This is a genomic window from Paenibacillus koleovorans NBRC 103111 (genome assembly GCF_004000845.1).
GTDB classification, from domain to species: Bacteria; Bacillota; Bacilli; order Paenibacillales; family NBRC-103111; genus Paenibacillus_AA; species Paenibacillus_AA koleovorans.
Genome location: NZ_BIMA01000001.1, coordinates 43821 through 65345 on the forward strand (window position 1 = coordinate 43821; position 21525 = coordinate 65345).

Consider the following 21525-nt stretch of genomic DNA (forward strand, 5'->3'; position numbering starts at 1 on the left):
CTCTCCTCTCGCTTGCTAGTAGCCGGTCAACTCGTCGAACAGCCGCACAAGCTCCGGATGACGACCATGCGCCGCCAGCATGGTGCGTTCTTGAACGAGCTTCTCGAGCTGCTGGCTGCCCGCCGTAAAACCCGTGCGATGCAAGAGATTGCGGACATTCTCCTTCTTCTTGTACAAGTGCGGAATGCATTGGATCATCAGGATCAGTGCGGATCGGAACAGGTCGAAGCTCCTTCCGGACATACGACCGAGCGAATCATATTCACCGATCAGACGGTCGTAATAGGCGATGCCCGGGCCCTTGAGCAAGCTGAGCGACTTGACGCAGCCGGCCATGTTCGGAAATTTCTCTTGAAAATAAATGATGTTCTGAAGCCGCTCCGATTGACGACCCTGCAGGATCGGATGCTCCTGGTGGTACCGTGACAGCTTCCGATCGAGCTTGAATTGAGCGCCAGCCTGGTGAAGGCGATAGGCAAACTCGATATCCTCCAGCCCCCAGCCCGAAAATTTCTCGTCGAAGCCGCCGACCGACTCGGCGAGCTGCTTCGGGAACGAATGGTTGGAGCCGAACAGCAGCCACGGAGCAAACAATCGTTTGAACTGAGAGCCGACCTGGGCGAACTGATGGTCCGTATGCTCCGACGGCACGGACAGCTCCGCAAGCGTTGCCAGCAGCCGCTCCGGCTGAAGCAGCTTCTTCGGCTCCTTCAGCCGCTGCAGATGAGTCGCGATATCGCTCGCCGGCTGCTGATTCGACATCTCGAGCCGCTTGCGGATTTTGCGCCGAGCCAGCGGGCTTCGCTCATATAAGGCTGCCAGCTCCGCCACCTGCGAGGAATTCAACTCGCGAAATAATGTGGAGTACAGCTTCTCCCGCTTGTCGCCAATGACGACGGCCGGACGTACGTCCTGGTGATGCCGGTAATGATGCCGGACGAAGTCGGGGCCGACGATAATTTCGGCGTCCAATCCGATAATGACCGGCGCTCCCGCCATGCGGATACCGGCGTTGCGTGCCGCAGATCGGCCGACATTGACAGAATGGCGCACGTACCGGAATGCGAAGGGGGCTTTGTCCATGTAGTCGGCCAGCAAGGGGGTGGCATCGGTCGAGGCATCGTCGATCAGAATCACTTCCATCTCGGACAGCTTGAAGCTCTGCCGCTCCAACGCCCGGAGGGTGAACAAGTTCAGGGGGTAACGATTGTAGGACGGAATGATGATGCTGACTTTGGCCTTCACCCCTACGCGCCTCCCTTGCAGGATGATTACAAGTCGGTCAAAATATCGTACAAACGCGCGCTATGAACGAAACCCAGCCTCTCCAGCTCGTCTCGCTCCCATTTCAGCAGCTCGAGGTAAGCGGCGCCTTTCTCGTTATAGCCGCAGTTGCTCAGCAGATCCTTGATCGGCCGATTGTGATGCATCAGAATTGGAATCCGCTTCAGCATGCGGAGCTGAGCTTTCCAGAATCGGCGGAATCGCCCGCGGCCATCCTTGTCAAGCCGCTCCTTCTCGGCCAACACACGATCCATGTAAGCAAAGTCATACACCTGTACCCGCGGCAGCGACATAAGCGCTACATCGAGTCCGGCGTGTTTGCGCTGGAACAAGATCAGGTTGCTCGTACCGCCCGAGCGCCGCTCCTTCAGGATCGGATGCTCCTGATGAAACACGGCGATCGCCGGGTCGAATACGAACTGAACTCCCCGTTGGTTCAACCGGTAGCCGTATTCGTAATCCTCCAGCCCCGGATTGACGAAGCTCTCGTCGAAGCCGCCGATCGAGAGGGCGACATCCCGGCGAATCGAATGGTTCATCGTTGTAGCAGCCAGCCATGGCATGCGGAACCGGTCATGGAACGCCTGCACGATGGCGGAGTCCTGCTGCCTCGGCGCCGACCATTGCAGCAGCTCCGGCTCCTGGTCGAGCTGCGCCCGATCCAGCATGAGCAGCGGCTGCTTCAGCTTCGCCAGGCACGCCGGCAGCAGCTCCGCCGACAAGTCCGGCACGCCCAGGGCGGAGAGCAGCTTGCTCTGCACGGAAGGGCGCTCCTCCAGCATCGCGGTCAGCAAGCTCTTCTGGTAGGTGTTGTACTGGCCGAACAGATGCGAGAACAACCGGTGCGTATATCGGCTTGTCACAAGCCAAGAGGTGGCGGAATGATGCCACCGGACATGCTGCCGGATGAAATCCGGCTTCACCAGCACTTCCGCATCCATAAAAATAAGGATCGAACCTCGCGCGACCCTCAAGCCAATATTGCGTGTCACGGAACAGCCCAGCTTGATATGATTGCGCATATAGCGGAACGTGTACGGCGCTCTGTAGCCCCTGAGCAATGGCGTCCCGTCCGTGGAGGCGTCGTCGATCAGAATGACCTCGAAATTCGACAAGCCGCAGTCTTGCCGCTCCAGAACCTGCAGACTCAACAAATTCAAAGGATAGCGATTGTAAGAAGGCATGATGATGCTGACCTGGATGCCCAATGGACTCACTCCTTCTTGAGCGGCTTGGCCGGCACGCCGGCTACTACCTCATGCGGGTTGACATCCCGGATGACTACCGCCCCCAACCCGACGAATGCATGCGCTCCGACCTCGATCCCTTCTCTCAGTACCGCGCCGGGAGCGATCCAGCTCCGTTCTCCAATCCGCGTGCTGCCGCTCAAGTGAGTCTGATGCGTAATCATGACATGCTCCCCGATTTCGACATTGTGGGAGACATGCGTCAAGTTTCCGATTTTCGTATGATCGCCAATCACGGTATTCGCCAGCACCCCTCGCGCGATGCAGCAATTGCTGCCGATCTCGACGCCGTCACCGATCTGCACCCCGCCGATATGGGGAAATTTGAACGCCTTCCCTTCCTCGTCGAGCTCGTAGCCGAATCCGTCGGCCCCGATCACCGTCCCGCTATGCACGATGCATTGCGAGCCGATCGCCACTTGATCGTGAATGGAGACATGGCTGTGAATCTGGGTGTGGCCGCCGATCGTCACATCGTCGCCGACGACGGCATATTCGCCGATGTAGACGGATTCGCCGATGCTGCAGTTGTGTCCGATTCGGGCCGTCGGCGCAATCCCGACCAGCGGACGGAACGGATAAAATCGGCGCATCGCCAAGGCGAAGGCGTTCCTCGGATTATGCACCGGGATGCGAATCAGCGAGTCGTCCGCATGGTCCGCCTCGGCGCCGGCCGGGCAGACGAGCGCCGCCGATCGAATAGGCGCCCCGTCGAACCGGCTGCCCTTCATCCACGTCAGCGTGCCGGGTCTCGACTCGTAGAGGGACGAGAACCCGGTGATCTCCCGCTTCGCCTGCTCAGGCGTCAGCTCAATCCGTTCCACCAGACAGCCGATCGACTCATAATAATCCAGCAATTCCTTGATTTTGAACGAACCGTGCATTTACATCCCTCCCAGTCCCAGAATCGCCCTCGCTTCGCTCGGCTTCGCAACCGGACGTCCCAGCTCCTCCGCATAACGCACTAGCCGCTCGACCAGTTGGGCGTTGCTCTTGGCGAGCTCGCGGTATTTGTAATAAACGTTGTCTTCGAACCCGGTGCGGATGTGGCCGCCCATTACGATACCCATCAGGTTCATCGGCAATTGCCCGCGGCCGACCGCCGCGACGGACCAAGCGCTTCCCGCCGGGATGCTCTCGGACAGATGCTGCAAATTTTTGGTCGTGGCGGGTATGCCGCCTTCAACGCCCAGGACGAATTGGAACAGCAGCCGTCCGGTCAGCAGCCCTTCCTTCGCCAGCTTCAGCGCCTGATCGATCATGCCGAAATCGAATATTTCGATCTCGGGTTTGACGCCGTGCTCCAGCATGCGTCTTCCCAGCTTTCTCACGAAAGAAGGGCTATTGATCATCAAGCTGTCCTTGCGGTTCATCGAGCCAGGCGTGAAGGTCCCGATCTCCGGCTTGCATGCGAGCGGTCCCAGACGCGATTCCTCATCCCCCGCTTGGCCCCAGCCGGTCGTCGTGAAGTTCACGATAATGTCGCACCGGGCCCGGACGAGATCCGCAATCTCCGCATACAGCTCCACCTTCTGACTAGGAGTGCCGTCTTCCTCGCGGGCGTGAATATGGGCGATGGAAGCACCCGCATTCCAGCAGTCGTACACCGACTGGGCGATTTGCTCCGGCGAGATCGGCAAATTCGGGTTTTGCTGCACGGTAGTCACTCCGCCCGTCACAGCCGCCGTAATGATCAGCTTTTCCATACTCCACGCTCCTCTCCCTTGTAGAAATCTAGCGTTTCCTTCAATCCTTCCTCCAGCGAAAATTGCGGCGTCCACCCCAGCGCATGCATCGCTTCCGTATGATCCAGCACGCTATATTGAATTTCTCCCGGACGCTCGGGCCCATATGTCAAGGGACTCGACTCCGGCTGAAAAGCTCTAACGATCGCTGCGAGCTGATGGATCGGAGTCGCTCGGCTGCTCCCGATGTTGAGAATTCGATTGTCCCCTTTATCCAGACATAGCAAGTTCGCCGCGGCCACATCCTTCGCATAAATGAAGTCGCGGGTCTGGCTGCCGTCCCCGTAGATGCGCAGAGGTTCCCCGTGCAGCAAATGACGCAAAAAAATCGAAATGACGCCGCCTTCTCCCTTGACCGCCTGGCGCGGACCATATACGTTGGCGTATCGAAGTATGGTGTAGGGGAGCTTGTAGAGATGATGGTAGAGGAGGATGTATCGTTCCGACACGTATTTGGACAGCCCGTAGAAGGAGAGCGGTCTCGTCCCGCATGTTTCCGGGATGAGGGTGTCCCCCGTATCGCCATAGACGGCGCAGGAGGACGAGAAAATGAGCTTGCGCACGCCGAGCTTGTGACAGCATTGCAAGACGTTGACGGTTCCCACAATGTTCGACTCCGCGTCCTCGATCGGGTGCTGCATCGACTTCGCCACATCGATCTGGGCGGCCAGATGAAACACATAATCCGGTCGGAAGGTTGCGAAGACCGCTTCCAGGTCAGGACTGGTCACCGACTGCTGTACGAGCTTGACACCGGTCGGGACAAACAACGCATGACCGCTGGACAAATTGTCGACCACCAGCAGCTCCACCCCTGCTTGAACCAGCCTCTCCACAATGTGGGAGCCGATGAAGCCCGCCCCGCCCGTAATGAGAGCTCTCACTTTCAATCACAACCTTTCCGTATACCATGTTTATGTATTTTTCATACGAGCCGCTTGTGCGATTTTCCCGGAACGTTCCATGGCTTGGAAAATAGGTGCTTGTATCAGTTGCATCCTCGTCCTCGCGCGTAGAATAAAGAAGATCATCTGCAAGGAGGAATCGGATTGGACGATATTCACTTGATCATCTCGGCGGTCGCTCTGCGATCGGGCTCCACCTTGCTGCAGCGCATGTTCAACGCCAGGAAAAAAACGCTCATCTGGGGTGAGCATCGCGGCTGCATGAAAGAATTCGGCCGGATCTACGCCGAGCTCATGACCGTCAGCCGACAGAGCGAGCATATGCGGGAGCAGTATTTCAAGCAGGGGGAGAGTCCCAATATGTGGATGCCGACCTTGATCCCCGCTCCGAATTATGTGGAGAAGGCGGTCATTCGTTCGGTTCAGCAATTCATGCACACGCTCTACGAACAAAACCGCGAAGGGCATGACCTCGTCGGGTTCAAAGAGGTGCGCTACGGCGCCGAAGAGCTGACGCTGCTGCGCAAATGCTACGCTAAGGCGAACTTCGTGCTGCTAGTCCGTCATCCCTTCGACTGCTGGCGAAGCTACCCGCGGAAGTGGAAAGATTACAAATCGGCCCAAGATTTTGCAGACAGCTGGAACGAGCACGCCTCCTCCTACTTGAAGTACGTCAAGCAAGACCGGCTGAGCCATCTGATCCGCTACGAGGACATCGTCGCCAAGGACCAGGCCGCATGCGCGAAAATCGCCCAACTCGGGCGGCTGTCGTGGAAAGAAATGTACATGGTGCTGAGCGAGAAAATCGAAGGCAGCGAGAAAAACGAGCAAGGCGTCGACAGCAAAGACTTGGCGATCATCGCCCGGACGTGCCGGGAAGCTATGGAGACGCTAGGATACTCGAGAAAAGGGTCCTGATGATGCACCAAAAAGAGACGCGCCGGTTCGACCGGTTCATCTCTTTTCTGTGTGCGCTGTTAGTGGGGCGGAATGAGAAAATATTGGCGGCCCAGCAGCTCGATCAGTTGGGCGGCCCCATCGGCGGGCGAATGGCGGCTCGACTCGACGACGATCTCCGGCTTAAGCGGCGGCTCGTAGGGTGCGTCGATGCCGGTGAAGCCTTTGAGCTCGCCTGCCCTCGCTTTTTTGTAGAGTCCCTTCGGGTCGCGACGTTCGCATTCCTCGATCGGACATTTTACGTATACCTCCAGAAATTCTCCCTCCTGGAACAACGCACGTGCAGCTTGGCGGTCGAGACGCACCGGCGAGATAAGGGCGACGATTGCGATGAAGCCGGCGTCAACGAACAGCTTGGCGACTTCGGCTACCCGGCGGATGTTCTCCGAACGATCCTCCGGACTGAACCCGAGGTTCCGGTTCAACCCATGCCGGACGTTGTCTCCGTCCAGCACGTACGTGCGGCAGCCCCGGCCGTGCAGCTGCTTCTCCAGCTCGTACGCGAGCGTGGACTTACCCGCTCCGGAGAGCCCCGTCAGCCACAGAATGCCGCTGCGGTGCCCGTTCAGCCGGTTGCGGTCTTGTCTCGTGATAGTTGACGGATGCCATACGATCGGGTCCTGGGTCAACGATCCTGCACCTCCTGCAAATGGTCGACCGGCCTGCCATTTCGGCATTATGCGCTTGTCTCACTCAGTGTATGGCCGAGCTTCGCCACACGTCACCGCGAATGCCCCGAGCTGACATATTTGTCCGGCTCCCGCGTTTGTCCCTTTCCAGATCCGGCTGCGGCTCATATATGTATACATCAACAATAAATAAGCAAGAGGTGACTGGTACAAATGAAGCGAACTATCATGGTCGTCGCGTCCCATCCGGACGATGAGCTGCTGGGACCCGGCGGGACCTTGAGGAAGCTGATCAAGGACGGACATGAAGTGGTGACGGTCTTGACAGCCAAAGGCCGCAAGGAAGAAGATCACCACATGCGGACGTTCATCGAGCGGGCGAACGCGAGCCTTGGCGTGAAGGAGGTCGTCTGGCTCGCTCTCCCGAATCTCGAGCTGGAATGCGCGCCGCTGCACCAGCTGAACGCACAGCTCGAGCAATTGATGCAGCTTCATCGGCCCGACACCGTCTTCACTCACCATTACGGTGACTTGAACCGCGATCATCAGATTACGTTTCAAGCCGTCGCCACCGCAGCCCGGCCGATCGCCGGCAAACCACCGGTCGAGCTGATCTGCTTCGAGACGGTGTCCTCGACGGAATGGACTCCCGCCTCCGAGAACAAAACGTTCAAGCCGAACTACTACGTGGACATTACCGACACGATGCAAGACAAGCTGGAGGCGCTGCGGCATTACGACGTCGAGATGCGTCCCTTCCCCCACCCGCGCTCCTACGAGGGCGTCGAATATTTGGCCCGCGTCCGCGGGATGACCGTCGGTGTCCCCTATGGGGAAGCGTTCGAGATTGTCCGCCGGGTGTGGAAATAAAGAAAAGCGGCTAGTCAGTGCCCTTCAGTGGCCTGACTAGCCGCTTTTCTCTATCATTGCGTTAATAATGAACCCCGAGTCCCTCATAGTCCCAACCTGCGCTGCGCATCGACGGCGCATTCAGCACATTCCGGGTGTCGAGCACGTAAGGCGTCCGCATACGCTGCCGCATGCCTCGCCAATCCGTCTCGCTCGTGCCGTATTGCGGCCAATGGGTGAGCAGCACGATAGCATCGGCCTGCGAGGCGACCTCCTCCGCCGACCCGCAATAGCGGACCGATAAGTGGTCGTGCAGCCGCCGGAACATCTCCATGCCCTTGGGATCGTGAACGGCCACCTCCGCCCCCAGCTCCAGCAGTCTTTCGATAATGAACGACGCTTGCGTATGCCGGGCGTCGTCGGTGTTCGGCTTGAACGTCAGTCCCAGCACCCCGATTCGTTTGCCGGTCAGTGTCTTCAGCCGTTTGGCGATTTTGTCGACGCAATATTGATGCATCCGCTCATTGGACAACACGGCGGCATTCACAATCGACAGATCGATGCCGTACTTGCGCCCGGCATGGAGCAGCTCGGCCGTATCCTTCGGGAAGCAGCTGCCGCTCCAGCCGCTCGATACCTGCAGGAACTGGGGGCCAATCCGCGTATCCAGTCCCATGCCATAGGACACGTCCAGCGCGTTCGCCCCCAGCTTCTCGCATAACCGGGCGACCTCGTTGACATAGCTGATCTTCACCGACAGGAACGCGTTGGACACGTATTTGATCAGCTCCGCGCTCTTCGCGTCGGTCTCGAACCACACTGGCTCTTGCCGCTTGCGAACGGCGCGGAACGGGTACAGCTCCTGCAGCTCCCCGTAGCCGCCCGGCTCCAGCATGCGGCGGTACAAGCTTCGCATGATCCGCCGCGCCTCCTCATGCTCCGTGCCAATGACGATCCGGTCGGGGAAGAACACGTCCTCGAGCGCGTAGCCTTCCCGCAGAAACTCCGGGTTGCTCACGACCGTGAACACCGCCTCGTCCCGGTTCGGTCGGCCGAGCGACTGCTCGATGATCGTCCCCACCAGATCGCTCGTACCTACGGGGACGGTGGATTTGTCGACGACGACCGTGAAGCGCCGCGGATCGAGATGTGCGCCGATGGAAGCTGCAGCCGCGCGTACGTACGTAAGGTCCGCCGAGCCGTCCGGGCGGCTCGGGGTCCCGACAGCGATGAAGACGACGTCGGCCTGCCTCACCGCCGCATAATCGGTCGTCGCGGACAGCTGTCCTCGGCCCACCGCCTGGCGGAGCAGCTCCTCCAGCCCGGGCTCGTAGATCGGGCTCTCCCCGGCGTTCAGCCGCTCCGCCTTGTGTCGGTCGATATCGATTACGATCGTCGGATGCCCCAGGGTCGCGAAGGCGGCCCCCGTCACGCTTCCGACGTAACCCGATCCGATAACCGCAACGTTCATGGGCGTTCCTCCTTCTGCTCTGTTGCTTGGCCCAGCCGCTCCCTGTAATCTTCAACCGTCCGGCGCAAGCCCTCCTCCAGACTGATCCGCGGCTCCCAGCCGAGAAGCCGCTTCGCCTTCTCGATGCTTGGCCGCCTTACCTTCGGATCATCCTCCGGCAGCGGCATGAAGACGATCGGACCGGCTGCACCGGTCAGGCGAACGACCATCTCCGCCAGCTCCAATACGGTGTGCTCATAGGGGCTGCCGATATTGATGATCTGACCGTTCGCGCGATCCGAGCTCATCATCAGCCGGAGCGCCCGCACCGTATCGTCCACATAGCAGAACGAGCGTGTCTGGGAGCCGTCGCCGTAGATAGTGAGCGGCTCGCCGGCTACCGCCTGGCTGACGAAGTTGGAGATGACGCGTCCGTCGTCGGTCCGCAAGCCGGCGGAGTAGGTGTTGAACACGCGGGCTACCTTCACGCGGACCCCGTACCGATGCAAGTATTCGTAGCAGATCACCTCGCCGAGTCGCTTGGACTCATCGTAACAAGCGCGCGGGCCCCATGTGTTCACGTTGCCCCGGTAGTCCTCCCGCTGCGGGTGCTCCTCCGGGTCGCCGTACACTTCGCTTGTAGACGTGAAGACGACCTTCGCACCCGCCGCACGCGCCAGCTCGAGCGCCTGCTTCGTCCCTATCGTATTCGCGTCGATCGTCCGAAACGGCTCCTCCTGATAAAATTTCGGAGAGGCCGGGGAGGCGAGATGATAAATTTCTTGTGGCGGAGGTTCTTCGGTCAGCTCCGGCCGTTGCCATGTCGAGACATCGGTGACGTCTGCTTCCAGGAACCGAAACGTCGGGAGATGGAGTAATTGTCCCAGTCGTTCGGCAATGCCGGTCGATAAGTTGTCGATGCCGGTAACCTGGTGGCCTTCGGCCACAAGCTGCCGGACGAGATGGGAGCCGATAAAGCCGGCCGCCCCGGTGACGACGATTCGGGTCAACGCATACCGCCTCCTTCCCCACTGCCGAACCGGTACTTCAAGAAAGCTAGGAACGGAGCCTGCAGATCAGCGTCCTTGCAAGCCAGCTCGACCGTCGCCTTCAGGAAGCCCATCTTGTCGCCGACATCATACAGCTTGCCTTCAATTCGGTAAGCGTACATCGTCTCGCAGGAAGCCAGCTGCTGCAGCGCGTCCGTCAGTTGGATCTCGCCCCCCGCCCCCCGGGGGGTTGTCTCCAGCCGGTCGAAGACGGATGGCTCGAGCACGTAGCGGCCGATAATGGCGGCGTTCGAGAGGGGGTTGGACGGCGGTTTCTCCACGAGCCGTTCGATGCGCAGCAGTCGATCGTCCAGCTCCACTCCGCCGACGATCCCGTATTTGCTCGTCTCTTCCCACGCCACGGTCTCGACCGCGATGATCGGCGCCTGCCGCTCGGCGTACACGTCCAACAGCTGCTTCAAGCAAGGCTTGTCGCTGTCGACGAGCATATCGCCGAGCAGGACGGCGAACGGCTCCGAGCCGATAAATTTGCGCGCGCACCAAACCGCATGCCCCAGTCCTAGCGGCTCCTTCTGGCGCACATAATGAATATTCGCCAATTGAGCAACATCCTCCACTATGCTCAACAGACGGCCCTTGTTCCTCTCCTTCAAAAACAGCTCCAATTCTTCGCTTTTGTCGAAATGGTCCTCGATCGCCCGCTTGCTGCGGCCCGTCACGATGATGATGTCCTCGATTCCGGAACGGACCGCTTCCTCGACGATATACTGGATGGTCGGCTTGTCGACGATGGGCAGCATTTCCTTCGGCATGGCTTTTGTGGCGGGCAAAAATCGCGTCCCGAAGCCTGCTGCGGGAATGATCGCTTTTCTTACGGTTTTCAATCTCGAGCCCTCCCCAACTGTACTCGGCGGCAAGCTTTCCGTGCCGGTATCGGCCAGCCGGAATGCCCGCAGCACTCGCCATGCAGTTTGTTTATATCGTATGCACGTCCGTACGGGGGGTTTGGACCGCTATCCTGTCCCGATCCAACTATTGACCTCCGCAAGTGACAGTTGCGGATTGTTGCGCCCGGACATATGCATACTGCATAGCTGATCTTTACGATTCGACCACGGTCGAAGGAGGGAATTCCTATGATTGCCCAACGGCTGTACAAAGCGATTCAACTGGACGACCACGGCTTCCTGCATGCGGCCTACCGCGAATTGCTGAACCGCGAGCCCGATCCGTCCGGCTTCCAGAGCCATCTCCAGGCGTTGCATAGCGGGACGGGCCGACGACACATTTTGGCCGTTTTCATGCAGAGCCCCGAGGCCGGCTCTCTCTACTCGCTGCGGGGATCCGGCACGATCAGCCAAGCGAAGACGGTGGCGGAAGCCATGAAGCTGCTGACCCCGCTGCCTGCCGAAGCGTTTGCCAAGCAAATATACCGCGAGCTGTTCTCTCGCAATCCGGATCCTTCCGGCAAGGAGTGGGTCATGAAGCATCTCCAGAATGGCCGCTCGAGGCATGATGTGGCGGGGGAAATGCTGGGTACGCCGGAATTCGGCGCGCTGATGAATTTGAACCGGCACGATTTTGCCAAGGAGCTGCTGAACCGGTTGGTGCAAACGTTCTACACATGATCCACGATGAAAGCGGGGCGATGAGGATGACGGCAAGCTTGGAGCAGGCGTGCCTGCGGCGACTGACGGAGGACCATCCGGAGCTGGCCGGGAAGCCGATTCGGGTCGTCTCCAGCGGGCATCAGAACGTCGTGGTAGTGGTGGACGAAACATATGTATTCCGATTCCCTCGGACGGAGGACTTGTCGTCGCTGCGGCTGGAGCAGCGGCTGCTCCCGAAGCTGGGCGAGGTGCTGCCGGTTGGCATCCCGCAGTTCGAGTTCGCCTCAGGGCCGAAGGAAAAGCCGGTTTATGTGGGGTACCCGATCTTAAGAGGGAAGACACTGGAACGCTCCGTGCTGGAGAGCTTCTCCGACGCGACGCAGCTTCGGCTCGCGCAAGGCATCGCCGGCTTCCTGAGCGCGCTTCATCAGTTCCAGGACGACGAGCTGGTGCAGTGTACGAACCGGGATCGGCGCGCGTGCAGAGCGGAGTGGCGGCGCAATTGGTCGGGGTATTACCGCGCTGTGGAACAGATCGTATTCCCTCGCCTCCATACACGGGAGCGTACTTGGATTATGGAAGTGTTCCATGCGTACTTGTACCCGGAGGAGCATTTCGAGTTCCGGCCGTGCCTGATCCACGGGGATTTCAAGAACGATCACATTCTTGTGAACGCTCAGGGGCGGATGACGGGCGTCATTGACTTCGGCCAGCTGAAAATCGGCGATCCGTCCTATGACTACCACGATCTGTACCTCACTTACGGGGAACCCTTCGCCGAACTGGTCTACAAGCTCTACACAGGCCCGCACGACCCGACCTTTCTGAGCCGCTGCAAGCAGTTCTACACGCATATCATCCGCTTCAGCTCGCTCATCAACTCGATTCAGAGCGGCGACAAGGCGAAGTTCGAGCGGCGGCTGGAGTGGCTGCGGAAGATGGCAAGGGGGAGCGAGGCGGAGCGGTAGGAGAGAAGCCCGGCCGCACTACCCTACCGCCTCCGACCAAGTAACCACGCTTTTGCCTTCCCCTACACTTCTACACACAAGCGAAAGGGGCTGTCGCCGAGACAGCCCCTTCTCCTACTATTGAAGCCGCTCCAAGCGCGGCAGAGCCGGTACATCTTCCATGTCCGCCGCTTCGCCTTCCGCGATTTTGCGCAGCCACTTCCGGTACAGCTTCGGATCGTGCTTCACTACATAGCGCAAGAAAGGCATCAGCAGCCCGGCTTTGTGCAAGCTCTTGAACAGCATGAGCGGGATCCGCCGTCGGCTGCGAAACGCCCCGATATGGTCGATCACCTTCAGCCGCCGTTTCCCGTTCCCCTGAGTCTGCACCAGAATGTGAGCGAGCCGCGTGTCGATCCGGTTGAACTTCATTCGCCGCATCCCCCGCACGATCTCAAGCAGCTGTGCCGCGACCCACTCTTCGAGCTGCTTGCGCTCCTTCAGATAAACCTCGAGCGTGGGCCCGTGAATAAACTCCATAACCACGTAATTCGTTCCCGCCTCGAACAGCTGCGGCATGAACTTCACTTTGACCGCGGCGGCCGCAAGCGCCTTCCGCTCCCACTCCGCATTGGCCGGATCGGCATACAGCTTCACGCAGCGTTTGTCGGACAGCCGGAAGACGGCTCCTTGCGCCCCGATCCCGATCATGGGCAGCGAGGTGGGGTTATAAATTTTCAACTGCTTTTTGCCCTCCGCCACTTCCTGGACGACCTTTATCGATTTGAACGCGTCCACACTCTCCGCCTCCTCCTACAGCACTCCCAATTCCTTCAGCCTGATCCTCATTCTGTTGCCGACGGCAGCCGGCGAAAACTCGCCCCGGATCGTCGCCTGTCCTCTGGCAGCGATGTCCATCCGGAACGCTTCGTTGAAGCGAACCTCCCTCATCGAATGCGCCGCATGCTCGAGATCGGGCTCCGCCCATGTCTGGTAACTCTTGTATGGCCCCCAGTCTTCACCGACCTGAACGAGGCTAAATCCGATCGGACAGGAGTTGGACGCGTTCATGAAGTCGGTGTTGCCCGACCAGTGTGTGCCGATGACCGGTTTGCCCAGATACATCGCTTCCGCCAATCCGAGCCCGAACCCTTCCGCGCGGTGCAAGGAGACGAAGCTGTCCGTGCACGCCAGCAGCGCGTTTACTTCGCCGCGGGTCATGATTTGATCGAGGATGTAGATGTTGCTGAAGCCCTGCACCTGCTGGTGCAGTCGCTCCAGATCGTCGGGATTGGCTTGGGAATGGTTCAGCTTGACCACTAGCCCGACAGAGGCGTCGTTCGGGTCGAACGCCATTTTGAACGCGGCGATCGCCCCTTGCGGGTTTTTGCGGCGCTGGTAGCTGAGGGTGTCGAACATCGAGAAGAACAAGAATCGGTCGCCCGGCAATCCGAAGGAGCCGCGGTTCAACCCTGGCGGGTAATGGACCTCGATGCCATGCGGAATACGAATGACCGGAACCGGCGATTTAGGAGCGATGCAGTTCACGACGTAGTTCGACGGTACCCATACCTCATCCACAAGCTCGAAGCCGTTGCAGAATTCGTCCGGGAAGTCCGGCAGCTCCCAATGCCAGTAGCCGATATTGCGACGGCCGTCGAACAGCCCCTGGCCAAAATAATGATGGACCGACCGCATCGTATCCGCATTCATGTGGAATACGTTGGCTTTGAAATCGGGATGCTCCACTTCCTTGTGCGCCCACGTCAAATCTTCCATTCGAATCTTCGTGATCGGAAAGTTCATCATGTCGAACGGAATGCCGGCCGCATCCAGCGATCGGGCCGCGAGCCGACTCGACTCCCCGATGCCCATCTCCGCGCGCACGAAGCCTACGATGTTGACGCCCCGGCGGTACCCTGGCTCTTCCGGCTCGGGAGGAGGAGGAGGAGGAGGAGGAGCCGCTTCCACAACCGGGAGCGCCTTTCTACGCCGGCGAGCGCGAAGGCGGGCTCGCTGACCTTTGCCCCGCAGCCTCCGACGCAGTCGCAGCTGCCCGCGACCCATCCTTCTTCGGCGCCGCAGCCTCAACTTCCGGACCCGTTTGCCCCTTAACCGACCTGTGCCTCTACCTCCGCTGCCCCTCCGCCTCCTCGCCTTCGCTTTGGACGTACCGCTCTTCAACCCGACGCCTTTGACGCTTGTCGCCGAGCTGATCCGAGCTTCGCTCGTCATAAAATCCCACCCTTTCGAGAGATATTGGCTTGCGTACGGGAAAGGCGGACGGCAGCCTAAGGCTGCGCCCGCCAGTAGTTCAGCAAATCCTGCATCGTCTGCTCGAACGGAATTTCCGGCTTCCAGCCGGTCCGGTCATGGAATCGCTGGTAGTCGCCGAGCAGGATCTCCACATCGGACGGCCGCAGACGCGCCGGATCTTCCTTCACCTCAATCTGGATATGGCTGTACGACAACAGCAGATCGAGCACCTCCTGGATCGTATAGCATGTGCCTGAGGCGATGTTGTACGTGACGCCTGCTTCGCCTTTCTCCAGCGCCAGCCAATACGCCCGCACGACGTCGCGCACATCGGTGAAATCGCGTTTGGCCGTCAAGTTGCCTACGTGGATGACCGGTTCCTTTTTCCCCTTCTCAATATCCGATATTTGCTTGGAGAAGTTGGAAGTCACGAAATTTTCCCCGCGACGCGGGCCGGTATGGTTGAACGTCCGAGTCGGGATGATATGAAGTCCGTAGCTCTTGAAATATTGATAGCCCAAGTATTCCTGGCACACCTTGCTTACGGCATAGGGGCTGAGCGGCCGCAGCGGATTCGTCTCCTTGATCGGCACCTCGTCGGGTTCGACATGGCCGTACTGCTCACTGGAGCAGGCCAACTGGATTTTCGCCGGCAAACCGAGCTTCCGCACCGCCTCGAGAATGTTCACTTGACCGCCGATGTTGTTCGTTATCGTGTCCATGGGGGAGTTCCATGACGTCGGGACGAAGCTCTGCGCCGCCAGGTGGAAGATCAGATCCGGCTTCACCTCGGTCAGCAAATGCTCGACGGAGAACGGATCGCGCAGCTCGCACTCCATCAGCCGGATATCCTTCAGATGCCGAATATGGTCCATGCGGCTCCGATGCCGAATCGTACCGGTCACTTCCACATTGCGTGCCAGCAGAAATTCCGCCATGTGGCTCCCGACAAATCCGGAAATGCCTGTCACTAAAGCCTTCATCGATTCCCTATCCCCTCTCCGATTGTTCGATCGCTTTCAGCACATGCTTGATTTGCTGCTCTTGAGACTTGTGGCAGACGAGCAGCCCATCCGAAGTGGAGACGATGATCAGATCCTCGACTCCGATCACAACCGCTTTGCCCTGCTCGATATACAAAATGTTCGTCTTCGCCGAGAATGGGTACGTAGAGCCGCTTCCCTGCACGATATTGCCGTCCTCGTCGTGAGGATGGATGCGGTCGAGCGAAGTCCACATGCCCACGTCGTCCCACTCGAATTGCACGGGGATTGTAAAAATTTTCTCGGCCTTCTCCAGAATCGCGTAATCCACTGAAACTTTGGGCAGACGTGCGTATGCTTGCTGCATTTCCTCCTCCTGCAAGGTCAGCGCGTTCCATGTATCGATCTGATGCTTCTGCATGTAATAGGCGATCGTTGAAGGCTTCCAGATGCAAATGCCGCTGTTCCAATACACATGCTTCTGAAGGACGAGCGACTCCGCTTTGGAGCGGGATGGTTTCTCCATGAACGCATGCACCCTCAGCAACCCGCGCCCGCAATCGCTGTCCTCCTTAGCCTGAATGTAGCCGAAGGCGGTTTCCGGCCGGGTAGGCGTAATCCCGAGCGTCACGATCGTTCCCGGCTCGGCGGCGGCTTGCTCAGCCCGGCGAAGCGCCTGCATCAGCGCTCTGCCGTCGGGGATGTACTGGTCCGAGGGAGTGGTGACGATCACTTCATCGTCGCCCAGCTCCAGGAAGTGCCGCGCGGTCAGCCCGATGCAAGGACCGGTGTCGCGCTGCTCCGGCTCGAGCAGCAGCTGCGATTCCGGAAGCTCCGGCAGCTGCTGCTGCAGAATTGTTTTGTACATCGCCGCTGTAATGACGTAGACCGAAGTGCGGGGCAGCCACCGCGTGAACCTCCGGTACGTCTCCTGTATCATCGTTTCTTCGGAGGTTAGAGCCAGGAACTGCTTCGGTCTGGACGGCACGCTTCGCGGCCAAAATCGGGTGCCGATACCGCCGGCCATAATGACAATTTTCACCGATTTCCCTCCTAGCCATGGTGAGTTCTGAAGGTTGCGAATAAGCTGGCGAAGCTATTGGATAGTGTATGCGCCTGAAGATGGACACACGTGGACGGCTCTCACGGCTCTCCGAAATTGGCGTATGACCTGAACCGGCGCCGCTACTCCCGAAACTGCAAGGCGGGATGCTGCATCAGCCACTCGCCGATTGAGGCGGGATCGTGCTCCAACAGCTCATACAGCGCCGCCTCGGCCTTCGACAGCGGAATCGCGCGCTTCACCAGCAGGCTCAGCTCGCGATTGTCATCGCTTAGCTGCAGCCGCTTCGGGTTCAGCGAGGCATGCGAGCGAATCTCGATGTGGCCGGCAGCCGATGAAACCGGCAGTGGGATTTTCACGTTGAACCGCCCTTTATCCAGCTCCAACTTTTTCACGGTCCGGTTGTCAACGGTGACGGTACAGTGCATCTTGCCGACGCTGCCGTGCAGACGGTGCAAGTTGTTCTCGCCTTGAATCAGCAAGAAATCAACCGGTCGCGACGGCTTTCCTTCCAGCTCCAGCCTCCAGCGCGGCGGCACCCATCCGTCCTCGTACCGAGCGGATTGTCGGATCCCGGCGGTCGGCCCGAACACATGCATCGCCTTCAGGCGTTCGATCAACCAGCCTGGCCCTTCGTGCAAATGATGGGCGAGGAATTGCATCACCCAGTGGCTGGAGACGGCACCGAAATTTTTGATGCTGGAGCGGATACACTCGGGCAGTCCGATGCTGAAATACTGCTTTACGGTTTTGGCTTCCTCGTGGAGCCTGGAGTTGGCCAGCATCGCATCGATGAAGCCTAGCTTGGCCTGCTTGGCTATGCGCATCCACAGCTCGTAGTCCATGCAGAACTGCAGCGACTCGTCGATCGGGCCGGTTTTCTCCAGGACCGATTTGCGGAAGAAGACGGCCGGTTGGCAGATGGTGCACACATCGAACAATCTGGCACGGCCGATCTTCTTGTCGACCGGGTATGGGGATAGCGGCCGATTGCCGGCGTCCGTATACATGGCGCGGCCGTAGACCGCCCCGTATTCCGGGTGCTCGACCAGCGCCTTCACCGCGCGCGCGATCGCTTGCGGATGGTACGTGTCGTCCGAGTTCAACCAACCGATTACGCTGCCTTTGGCCATCGCCAGCCCTTTGTTCAGCGCATGGGATTGGCCGCGATCTTTCTCGGACACGTAGCGGAACCGGGGTTCCTTCCTCGCATAGTGCTTCAAAATCTCAACCGTTCCGTCAGTGGACCCCCCGTCAATGACCAGATGCTCGAGATTCGGATAGTTTTGCGACCAGATGCTTTCGATCGTTTCGCGGATATAACCGGCTTGCTGGTAGGAGGGCGTAACGATCGTAACCAGCGGAAAAGAAGCCTGCTGTCGTCCGCTCATCGGCGCTCGCCCGCTTCCCCCATGCCATGGATGCCGTGTTCGGTATACCAGGCGATCACTTGCTTGAGCCCTTCCTCCATCTTCGTGCTCGCCTTGAAGCCGAACTTCGCTTCAGCCCGTTCCACGTCCAGGCGGCGGCGAGGCTGTCCGTTCGGGCGCGTCGTGTCCCAGACAATGTCGCCCCGATACTCCGTCAGCCGCTTGATGATCGCCGCCAGCTCGCCGATCGAGAGCTCCTCGCCTGACCCGATATTGACCGGCTCCGATTCGTCGTAGCGCTCTGTCGCGAGCACGATGCCCTCCGCCGCGTCGTCGGCGTAGATGAATTCGCGCGTCGGCGTGCCGTCGCCCCACAGCGTGATGTGCGGCTCGCCGCGGCGTTTTGCTTCGAGGCATTTGCGGATCATCGCCGGGATGACATGCGACGTCTCGAGGTCGAAGTTATCCCAGCAGCCGTAGAGGTTGACGGGCAGCAGGTAGATCGAGTTGAACCCGTACTGCTGGCGGTACGCCTGTGATTGGACGAGCATCATCTTCTTCGCCAACCCGTAAGGCGCGTTCGTCTCCTCCGGGTAGCCGTTCCACAGATCGTCTTCCCGGAACGGAACCGGCGTGAATTTCGGGTAGGAGCAGATGGTGCCGATCGCCACGAACTTCTCCACGCCGGCCAGCCGGGCATGCTCGATCAGTTGGATGCCCATGACGAGGTTGTCATACAAAAATTTGCCCGGGTTCGCCTGATTCGCTCCGATGCCGCCGACGACCGCCGCCAGATGGATGACGACATCCGGCGCCGAGTCCCGGTACAGCCGCTCGATGTCCCGCTCCCGCCGCAGGTCGTACTCTCGGCTGCGGGGCACGATAATCCGCTTGACGCCCCGCTCTATCAACTTGCCCACGACATGCCGCCCCAGAAATCCCGAGCCGCCGGTCACCACGATTTTTTTGTCCGCTAGTTCCATCCTGCTCTTCCTTTCCAAGTGGAATGGTTCTTCGTTTACGATATGTAAATAGATGGACACGGGTATGGACGGGTGCATGGCCTTGCGAGAAAAATTGTGCGCATACCGCGGGCAACTTGTCTCTGTTCATCGCGGGGGGAGGCGGTGGTTGTCCTTTGAATGAGGGACGGGCTTGTTTACGATTGGCTTTGGAATGAGCACGTAAGTACTCAGACTGAGAACTGAATTTCCTTCTTCTGCATCGGATATGTGGATCTGAGTACCTAAGTACTCTAAACGCGAAGCTAGATTCGCGAATTGGATACTTAGGTACTCAGATTGGCCGAAACGGAGCCCGAATGCGAAATTCGGTTCTCCAATCGCGAAATTTGGTATCCAGGTTAGTACGGATTCCGGACTTAGTTGGCTGAGGAGCGGCTTTGGGGGCGAAGTTAGTACGGATTCCGGACTTAGTTTGCCGGGGAGCGGCTAGAGAGAGCGGTTAGAGCGGTGTTAGCGCAACAGCCACAACGAAGAAGCTGCACCCGACTGGGATACAGCTTCTTCCTCCGAATTGCAGCAAGCCGAGCCGTGCCAAATCAAACCGTTACCCCGCCGCCGAGTAAGCCTGCTGGTAGCCTTCCTCGAACGCCTTGGCGAAGCCTTCGTCGAAGCCTTGGTTGTAGCCCGTGTTGAAGCCCTGGTCGTACGTCCCTTTGCCGGTGCCGGGACTTTGAGGCCCGCGTCTTCGCTTCGCCACGGTCCGGCCGACTCGCCGTTTTCCGCCGCGCAGAAGCCTACGCTTGCGGCCGGCCTTCTTCCGCGAGGGGCCCGCCGCCCGGGCCTTCCGTTTCGCACGCATCCGTCATTCCTCCCCTCTTCTCACAGGTGGGCCGCTTTCAGAATCGGAGGGGCGATGATCGGCATCCCCTCGGGATACGACGCCTTCTCCTCCCGCGACAGCATGCGGACCGGCCGGTCCTTCAGCCGCCACGCCTCGGCCGCCCACTCGGTGGCGATCCGATGCAGCTTCTGGCCCTTGCGCTGATACAAGTACCCGTCCTTCGTCCGCGCAAGCGCCCCGTCCGGCAGCTCGCCATGCTCCGACGGCGCCACGGCGGCCAGCTTCTCCTGCAGCTGCGCCTGCGAAAGGGTCTCGCCGACCGGCCAGTTGCGCACGTCGATCTGCGAGATCCGGGTCGAAGGCGCATCAACGTCGGCCCTCAGCGGGAATCGTCGCCCTCCCTCGATCCAGTACCGCGCCTCGCCTGCCCCTTGCACGACGACATGCGAAGGATACAAATCGATCGTCCGCGTTGCCTCGCCATCCCACCGCGCATGCGTCTCCTGCAGCAAGATATGTGTTTCTCCCCATTTGCTTGAGTAAAACGCCAAATTGCGGCCGTACATTTCCTCGAACTGCTCCGGGGTAAGCGTCTTGATCGTCGTGCTGCCGACATGGTGGATGAACGTATCGTGCGCAATAATCAGCTCCAGCCCGAGCAGCCGGGTGCGGAAGCCGTAGTCGTCGTCCTCGCAGTTGCCGATCTCGAAGCCTTCATCCAAGTAGCCGAGCCTGCGGAACGTCTCTCGCGTCATCAGCACGCAAAACCCGGTCAACCGTCCGGTCGCCCGCCACTTCTCCGGACTGGAGCGGTTGATCGTCGCCGCGAACCGGTGCATCTCCTCGATCGACTTGTACGACGTCTCGATCAGCTGGTCACCGCTAATATAGTTCGTCAGCGGCCCGATCAGCCCGTAGCTGCCGCAAGCGCGCATGCAGGCGAGCAAGTTCGACAGCCAGTGCTGCGTCACAATCGTGTCGTTATTTAGGAACATCAGGCTCGTTCCCCTTGCCATCATAAGCCCTTGGTTGACTCCGCCGGCGAAGCCCAGATTTTCAGGACATATTTTGAAACGCACGGTGCCGGGTTTAAGCGATTGGAGATACTCCGCCGTCCCGTCCGTTGATCCGTTGTCCACCACGATAATTTCGTGCGGCTCGGGCGTGAACTGCTCGATGCTCTCGATGCATTCTTTCAGATAGCGATGCTGGTTGTAAGTCGGGATAACGATGCTCGTGCCTTCGAACGGATGGGCGATCGCCCAGGCGCCTTTCTCCAGACCCAGCTCATGGCCTTTGGTATAGCCAATGTTAAAGCCGGAATTGAACCCCCAGTTGTAGGACTGCCGCTTGACGCGACGCCCTCCCGCCGGCCGAACGCGCTTCGCGGTCCTCTTCGTCCTGTTCATAAACC

General features: G+C 59.4%; 21 protein-coding genes. 4 read left to right on the plus strand and 17 right to left on the minus strand.

Translation table 11 applies throughout. The features are described from left to right. Window positions 1-15 precede the first annotated feature (15 nt). From PKO02S_RS00220 to PKO02S_RS00240, 5 genes are read right to left on the minus strand one after another with little or no spacing between them, the layout of a single operon-like run. Complete coding sequence (locus tag PKO02S_RS00220) at window positions 16-1245, minus strand: glycosyltransferase family 2 protein (protein WP_164821215.1); 1230 nt, start codon at window positions 1243-1245, stop codon at window positions 16-18. Between the two features lie 26 nt (window positions 1246-1271). Then, window positions 1272-2492 carry a glycosyltransferase family 2 protein gene (locus PKO02S_RS00225; RefSeq protein WP_127578779.1) on the minus strand — a complete coding sequence of 407 codons (1221 nt, stop codon included), beginning with the start codon at window positions 2490-2492 and terminating at the stop codon, window positions 1272-1274. A 5-nt stretch (window positions 2493-2497) separates the two neighbouring features. Further along, a complete protein-coding gene (locus tag PKO02S_RS00230; RefSeq protein ID WP_127578781.1) occupies window positions 2498-3415 on the minus strand; it encodes a UDP-3-O-(3-hydroxymyristoyl)glucosamine N-acyltransferase in 918 nt (305 codons plus the stop codon). Further along, a complete protein-coding gene (locus tag PKO02S_RS00235) occupies window positions 3416-4237 on the minus strand; it encodes a beta-keto acid cleavage family enzyme (protein ID WP_127578784.1) in 822 nt (273 codons plus the stop codon). Next, entirely contained in the window at window positions 4225-5160 is a 936-nt protein-coding gene (locus PKO02S_RS00240) for an NAD-dependent epimerase/dehydratase family protein (protein ID WP_127579115.1), read from the minus strand. The genes PKO02S_RS00235 and PKO02S_RS00240 overlap by 13 nt, the downstream gene beginning before the upstream one ends. A 165-nt stretch (window positions 5161-5325) precedes the next feature. On the opposite strand from PKO02S_RS00240, the gene PKO02S_RS00245 reads away from it, so the two are divergent. After that, window positions 5326-6099 carry a sulfotransferase gene (locus PKO02S_RS00245; RefSeq protein ID WP_127578788.1) on the plus strand — a complete coding sequence of 258 codons (774 nt, stop codon included), beginning with the start codon at window positions 5326-5328 and terminating at the stop codon, window positions 6097-6099. Window positions 6100-6158: 59 nt separating this feature from the next. On the opposite strand, the gene cysC is transcribed toward PKO02S_RS00245, so the two are convergent. Further along, complete coding sequence (cysC, locus tag PKO02S_RS00250) at window positions 6159-6767, minus strand: adenylyl-sulfate kinase (RefSeq protein WP_246066767.1); 609 nt, start codon at window positions 6765-6767, stop codon at window positions 6159-6161. 213 nt (window positions 6768-6980) lie between these two features. Here cysC and PKO02S_RS00255 point away from each other — a divergent pair, with 213 nt between their 5' ends. Next, complete coding sequence (locus PKO02S_RS00255) at window positions 6981-7637, plus strand: PIG-L deacetylase family protein (protein ID WP_127578794.1); 657 nt, start codon at window positions 6981-6983, stop codon at window positions 7635-7637. Window positions 7638-7698: 61 nt separating this feature from the next. Here PKO02S_RS00255 and PKO02S_RS00260 read toward each other — a convergent pair whose 3' ends face one another. Genes PKO02S_RS00260 through galU form a run of 3 tightly spaced genes read right to left on the minus strand, consistent with a single transcriptional unit; the run spans window position 7699 to window position 10960 of the window. Beyond that, the gene (locus PKO02S_RS00260) at window positions 7699-9087 is read right to left on the minus strand and encodes a UDP-glucose dehydrogenase family protein (protein WP_127578796.1); all 1389 of its coding nucleotides are present in this window, start codon (window positions 9085-9087) and stop codon (window positions 7699-7701) included. Next, window positions 9084-10076, minus strand: coding sequence for an NAD-dependent epimerase/dehydratase family protein (locus PKO02S_RS00265; RefSeq protein WP_127578799.1), 993 nt, complete (start codon window positions 10074-10076; stop codon window positions 9084-9086). Before PKO02S_RS00265 ends, PKO02S_RS00260 begins: the two co-directional genes overlap by 4 nt. Continuing rightward, window positions 10073-10960, minus strand: a complete 888-nt coding sequence (gene galU, locus PKO02S_RS00270; RefSeq protein WP_127578802.1) for a UTP--glucose-1-phosphate uridylyltransferase GalU — start codon at window positions 10958-10960, stop codon at window positions 10073-10075. The genes PKO02S_RS00265 and galU overlap by 4 nt, the downstream gene beginning before the upstream one ends. Before the next feature lie 252 nt (window positions 10961-11212). On the opposite strand from galU, the gene PKO02S_RS00275 reads away from it, so the two are divergent. Together PKO02S_RS00275 and PKO02S_RS00280 are read left to right on the plus strand one after the other, a co-directional pair. Then, the gene (locus tag PKO02S_RS00275) at window positions 11213-11704 is read left to right on the plus strand and encodes a DUF4214 domain-containing protein (protein WP_127578808.1); all 492 of its coding nucleotides are present in this window, start codon (window positions 11213-11215) and stop codon (window positions 11702-11704) included. Between the two features lie 26 nt (window positions 11705-11730). Then, window positions 11731-12654 carry a phosphotransferase family protein gene (locus PKO02S_RS00280; RefSeq protein WP_164821216.1) on the plus strand — a complete coding sequence of 308 codons (924 nt, stop codon included), beginning with the start codon at window positions 11731-11733 and terminating at the stop codon, window positions 12652-12654. A gap of 117 nt (window positions 12655-12771) precedes the next feature. On the opposite strand, the gene PKO02S_RS00285 is transcribed toward PKO02S_RS00280, so the two are convergent. From PKO02S_RS00285 to PKO02S_RS00320, 8 genes are all read right to left on the minus strand, one after another. Further along, entirely contained in the window at window positions 12772-13431 is a 660-nt protein-coding gene (locus tag PKO02S_RS00285; RefSeq protein WP_127578815.1) for a serine/threonine protein kinase, read from the minus strand. Between the two features lie 15 nt (window positions 13432-13446). Continuing rightward, entirely contained in the window at window positions 13447-14868 is a 1422-nt protein-coding gene (locus PKO02S_RS00290; protein ID WP_246066768.1) for a glycosyltransferase, read from the minus strand. A 56-nt stretch (window positions 14869-14924) separates the two neighbouring features. Further along, window positions 14925-15872: a GDP-mannose 4,6-dehydratase gene (locus PKO02S_RS00295; RefSeq protein WP_127578818.1), complete on the minus strand. Its 948-nt coding sequence runs from the start codon at window positions 15870-15872 to the stop codon at window positions 14925-14927. 7 nt (window positions 15873-15879) lie between these two features. Continuing rightward, on the minus strand, window positions 15880-16914 hold the full coding sequence (locus PKO02S_RS00300) for a mannose-1-phosphate guanylyltransferase (RefSeq protein WP_127578821.1): 1035 nt from the start codon (window positions 16912-16914) through the stop codon (window positions 15880-15882). Between the two features lie 143 nt (window positions 16915-17057). Then, window positions 17058-18326, minus strand: coding sequence for a glycosyltransferase family 2 protein (locus tag PKO02S_RS00305; protein WP_127578824.1), 1269 nt, complete (start codon window positions 18324-18326; stop codon window positions 17058-17060). Further along, a complete protein-coding gene (locus PKO02S_RS00310; protein WP_127578827.1) occupies window positions 18323-19288 on the minus strand; it encodes a GDP-L-fucose synthase family protein in 966 nt (321 codons plus the stop codon). Before PKO02S_RS00310 ends, PKO02S_RS00305 begins: the two co-directional genes overlap by 4 nt. 586 nt (window positions 19289-19874) lie before the next feature. Further along, the gene (locus PKO02S_RS00315) at window positions 19875-20129 is read right to left on the minus strand and encodes a hypothetical protein (RefSeq protein WP_127578830.1); all 255 of its coding nucleotides are present in this window, start codon (window positions 20127-20129) and stop codon (window positions 19875-19877) included. A gap of 20 nt (window positions 20130-20149) precedes the next feature. After that, the gene (locus tag PKO02S_RS00320; protein ID WP_127578833.1) at window positions 20150-21520 is read right to left on the minus strand and encodes a glycosyltransferase family 2 protein; all 1371 of its coding nucleotides are present in this window, start codon (window positions 21518-21520) and stop codon (window positions 20150-20152) included. Between the last annotated feature and the right edge of the window lie 5 nt (window positions 21521-21525).

Excerpts from the sequence above, each read along its gene's own strand:
- PKO02S_RS00320 (WP_127578833.1), bottom strand. The coding sequence starts at position 21,520 with ATGAACAGGACGAAGAGGACCGCGAAGCGCGTTCGGCCGGCGGGAGGG.
- PKO02S_RS00315 (WP_127578830.1), bottom strand. The coding sequence starts at position 20,129 with ATGCGTGCGAAACGGAAGGCCCGGGCGGCGGGCCCCTCGCGGAAGAAG.
- PKO02S_RS00230 (WP_127578781.1), bottom strand. The coding sequence starts at position 3,415 with ATGCACGGTTCGTTCAAAATCAAGGAATTGCTGGATTATTATGAGTCG.
- PKO02S_RS00275 (WP_127578808.1), top strand. The coding sequence starts at position 11,213 with ATGATTGCCCAACGGCTGTACAAAGCGATTCAACTGGACGACCACGGC.
- PKO02S_RS00280 (WP_164821216.1), top strand. The coding sequence starts at position 11,731 with ATGACGGCAAGCTTGGAGCAGGCGTGCCTGCGGCGACTGACGGAGGAC.
- PKO02S_RS00305 (WP_127578824.1), bottom strand. The coding sequence starts at position 18,326 with ATGAGCGGACGACAGCAGGCTTCTTTTCCGCTGGTTACGATCGTTACG.
- PKO02S_RS00235 (WP_127578784.1), bottom strand. The coding sequence starts at position 4,237 with ATGGAAAAGCTGATCATTACGGCGGCTGTGACGGGCGGAGTGACTACC.
- PKO02S_RS00255 (WP_127578794.1), top strand. The coding sequence starts at position 6,981 with ATGAAGCGAACTATCATGGTCGTCGCGTCCCATCCGGACGATGAGCTG.
- PKO02S_RS00260 (WP_127578796.1), bottom strand. The coding sequence starts at position 9,087 with ATGAACGTTGCGGTTATCGGATCGGGTTACGTCGGAAGCGTGACGGGG.
- PKO02S_RS00290 (WP_246066768.1), bottom strand. The coding sequence starts at position 14,868 with ATGACGAGCGAAGCTCGGATCAGCTCGGCGACAAGCGTCAAAGGCGTC.
- PKO02S_RS00310 (WP_127578827.1), bottom strand. The coding sequence starts at position 19,288 with ATGGAACTAGCGGACAAAAAAATCGTGGTGACCGGCGGCTCGGGATTT.
- PKO02S_RS00295 (WP_127578818.1), bottom strand. The coding sequence starts at position 15,872 with ATGAAGGCTTTAGTGACAGGCATTTCCGGATTTGTCGGGAGCCACATG.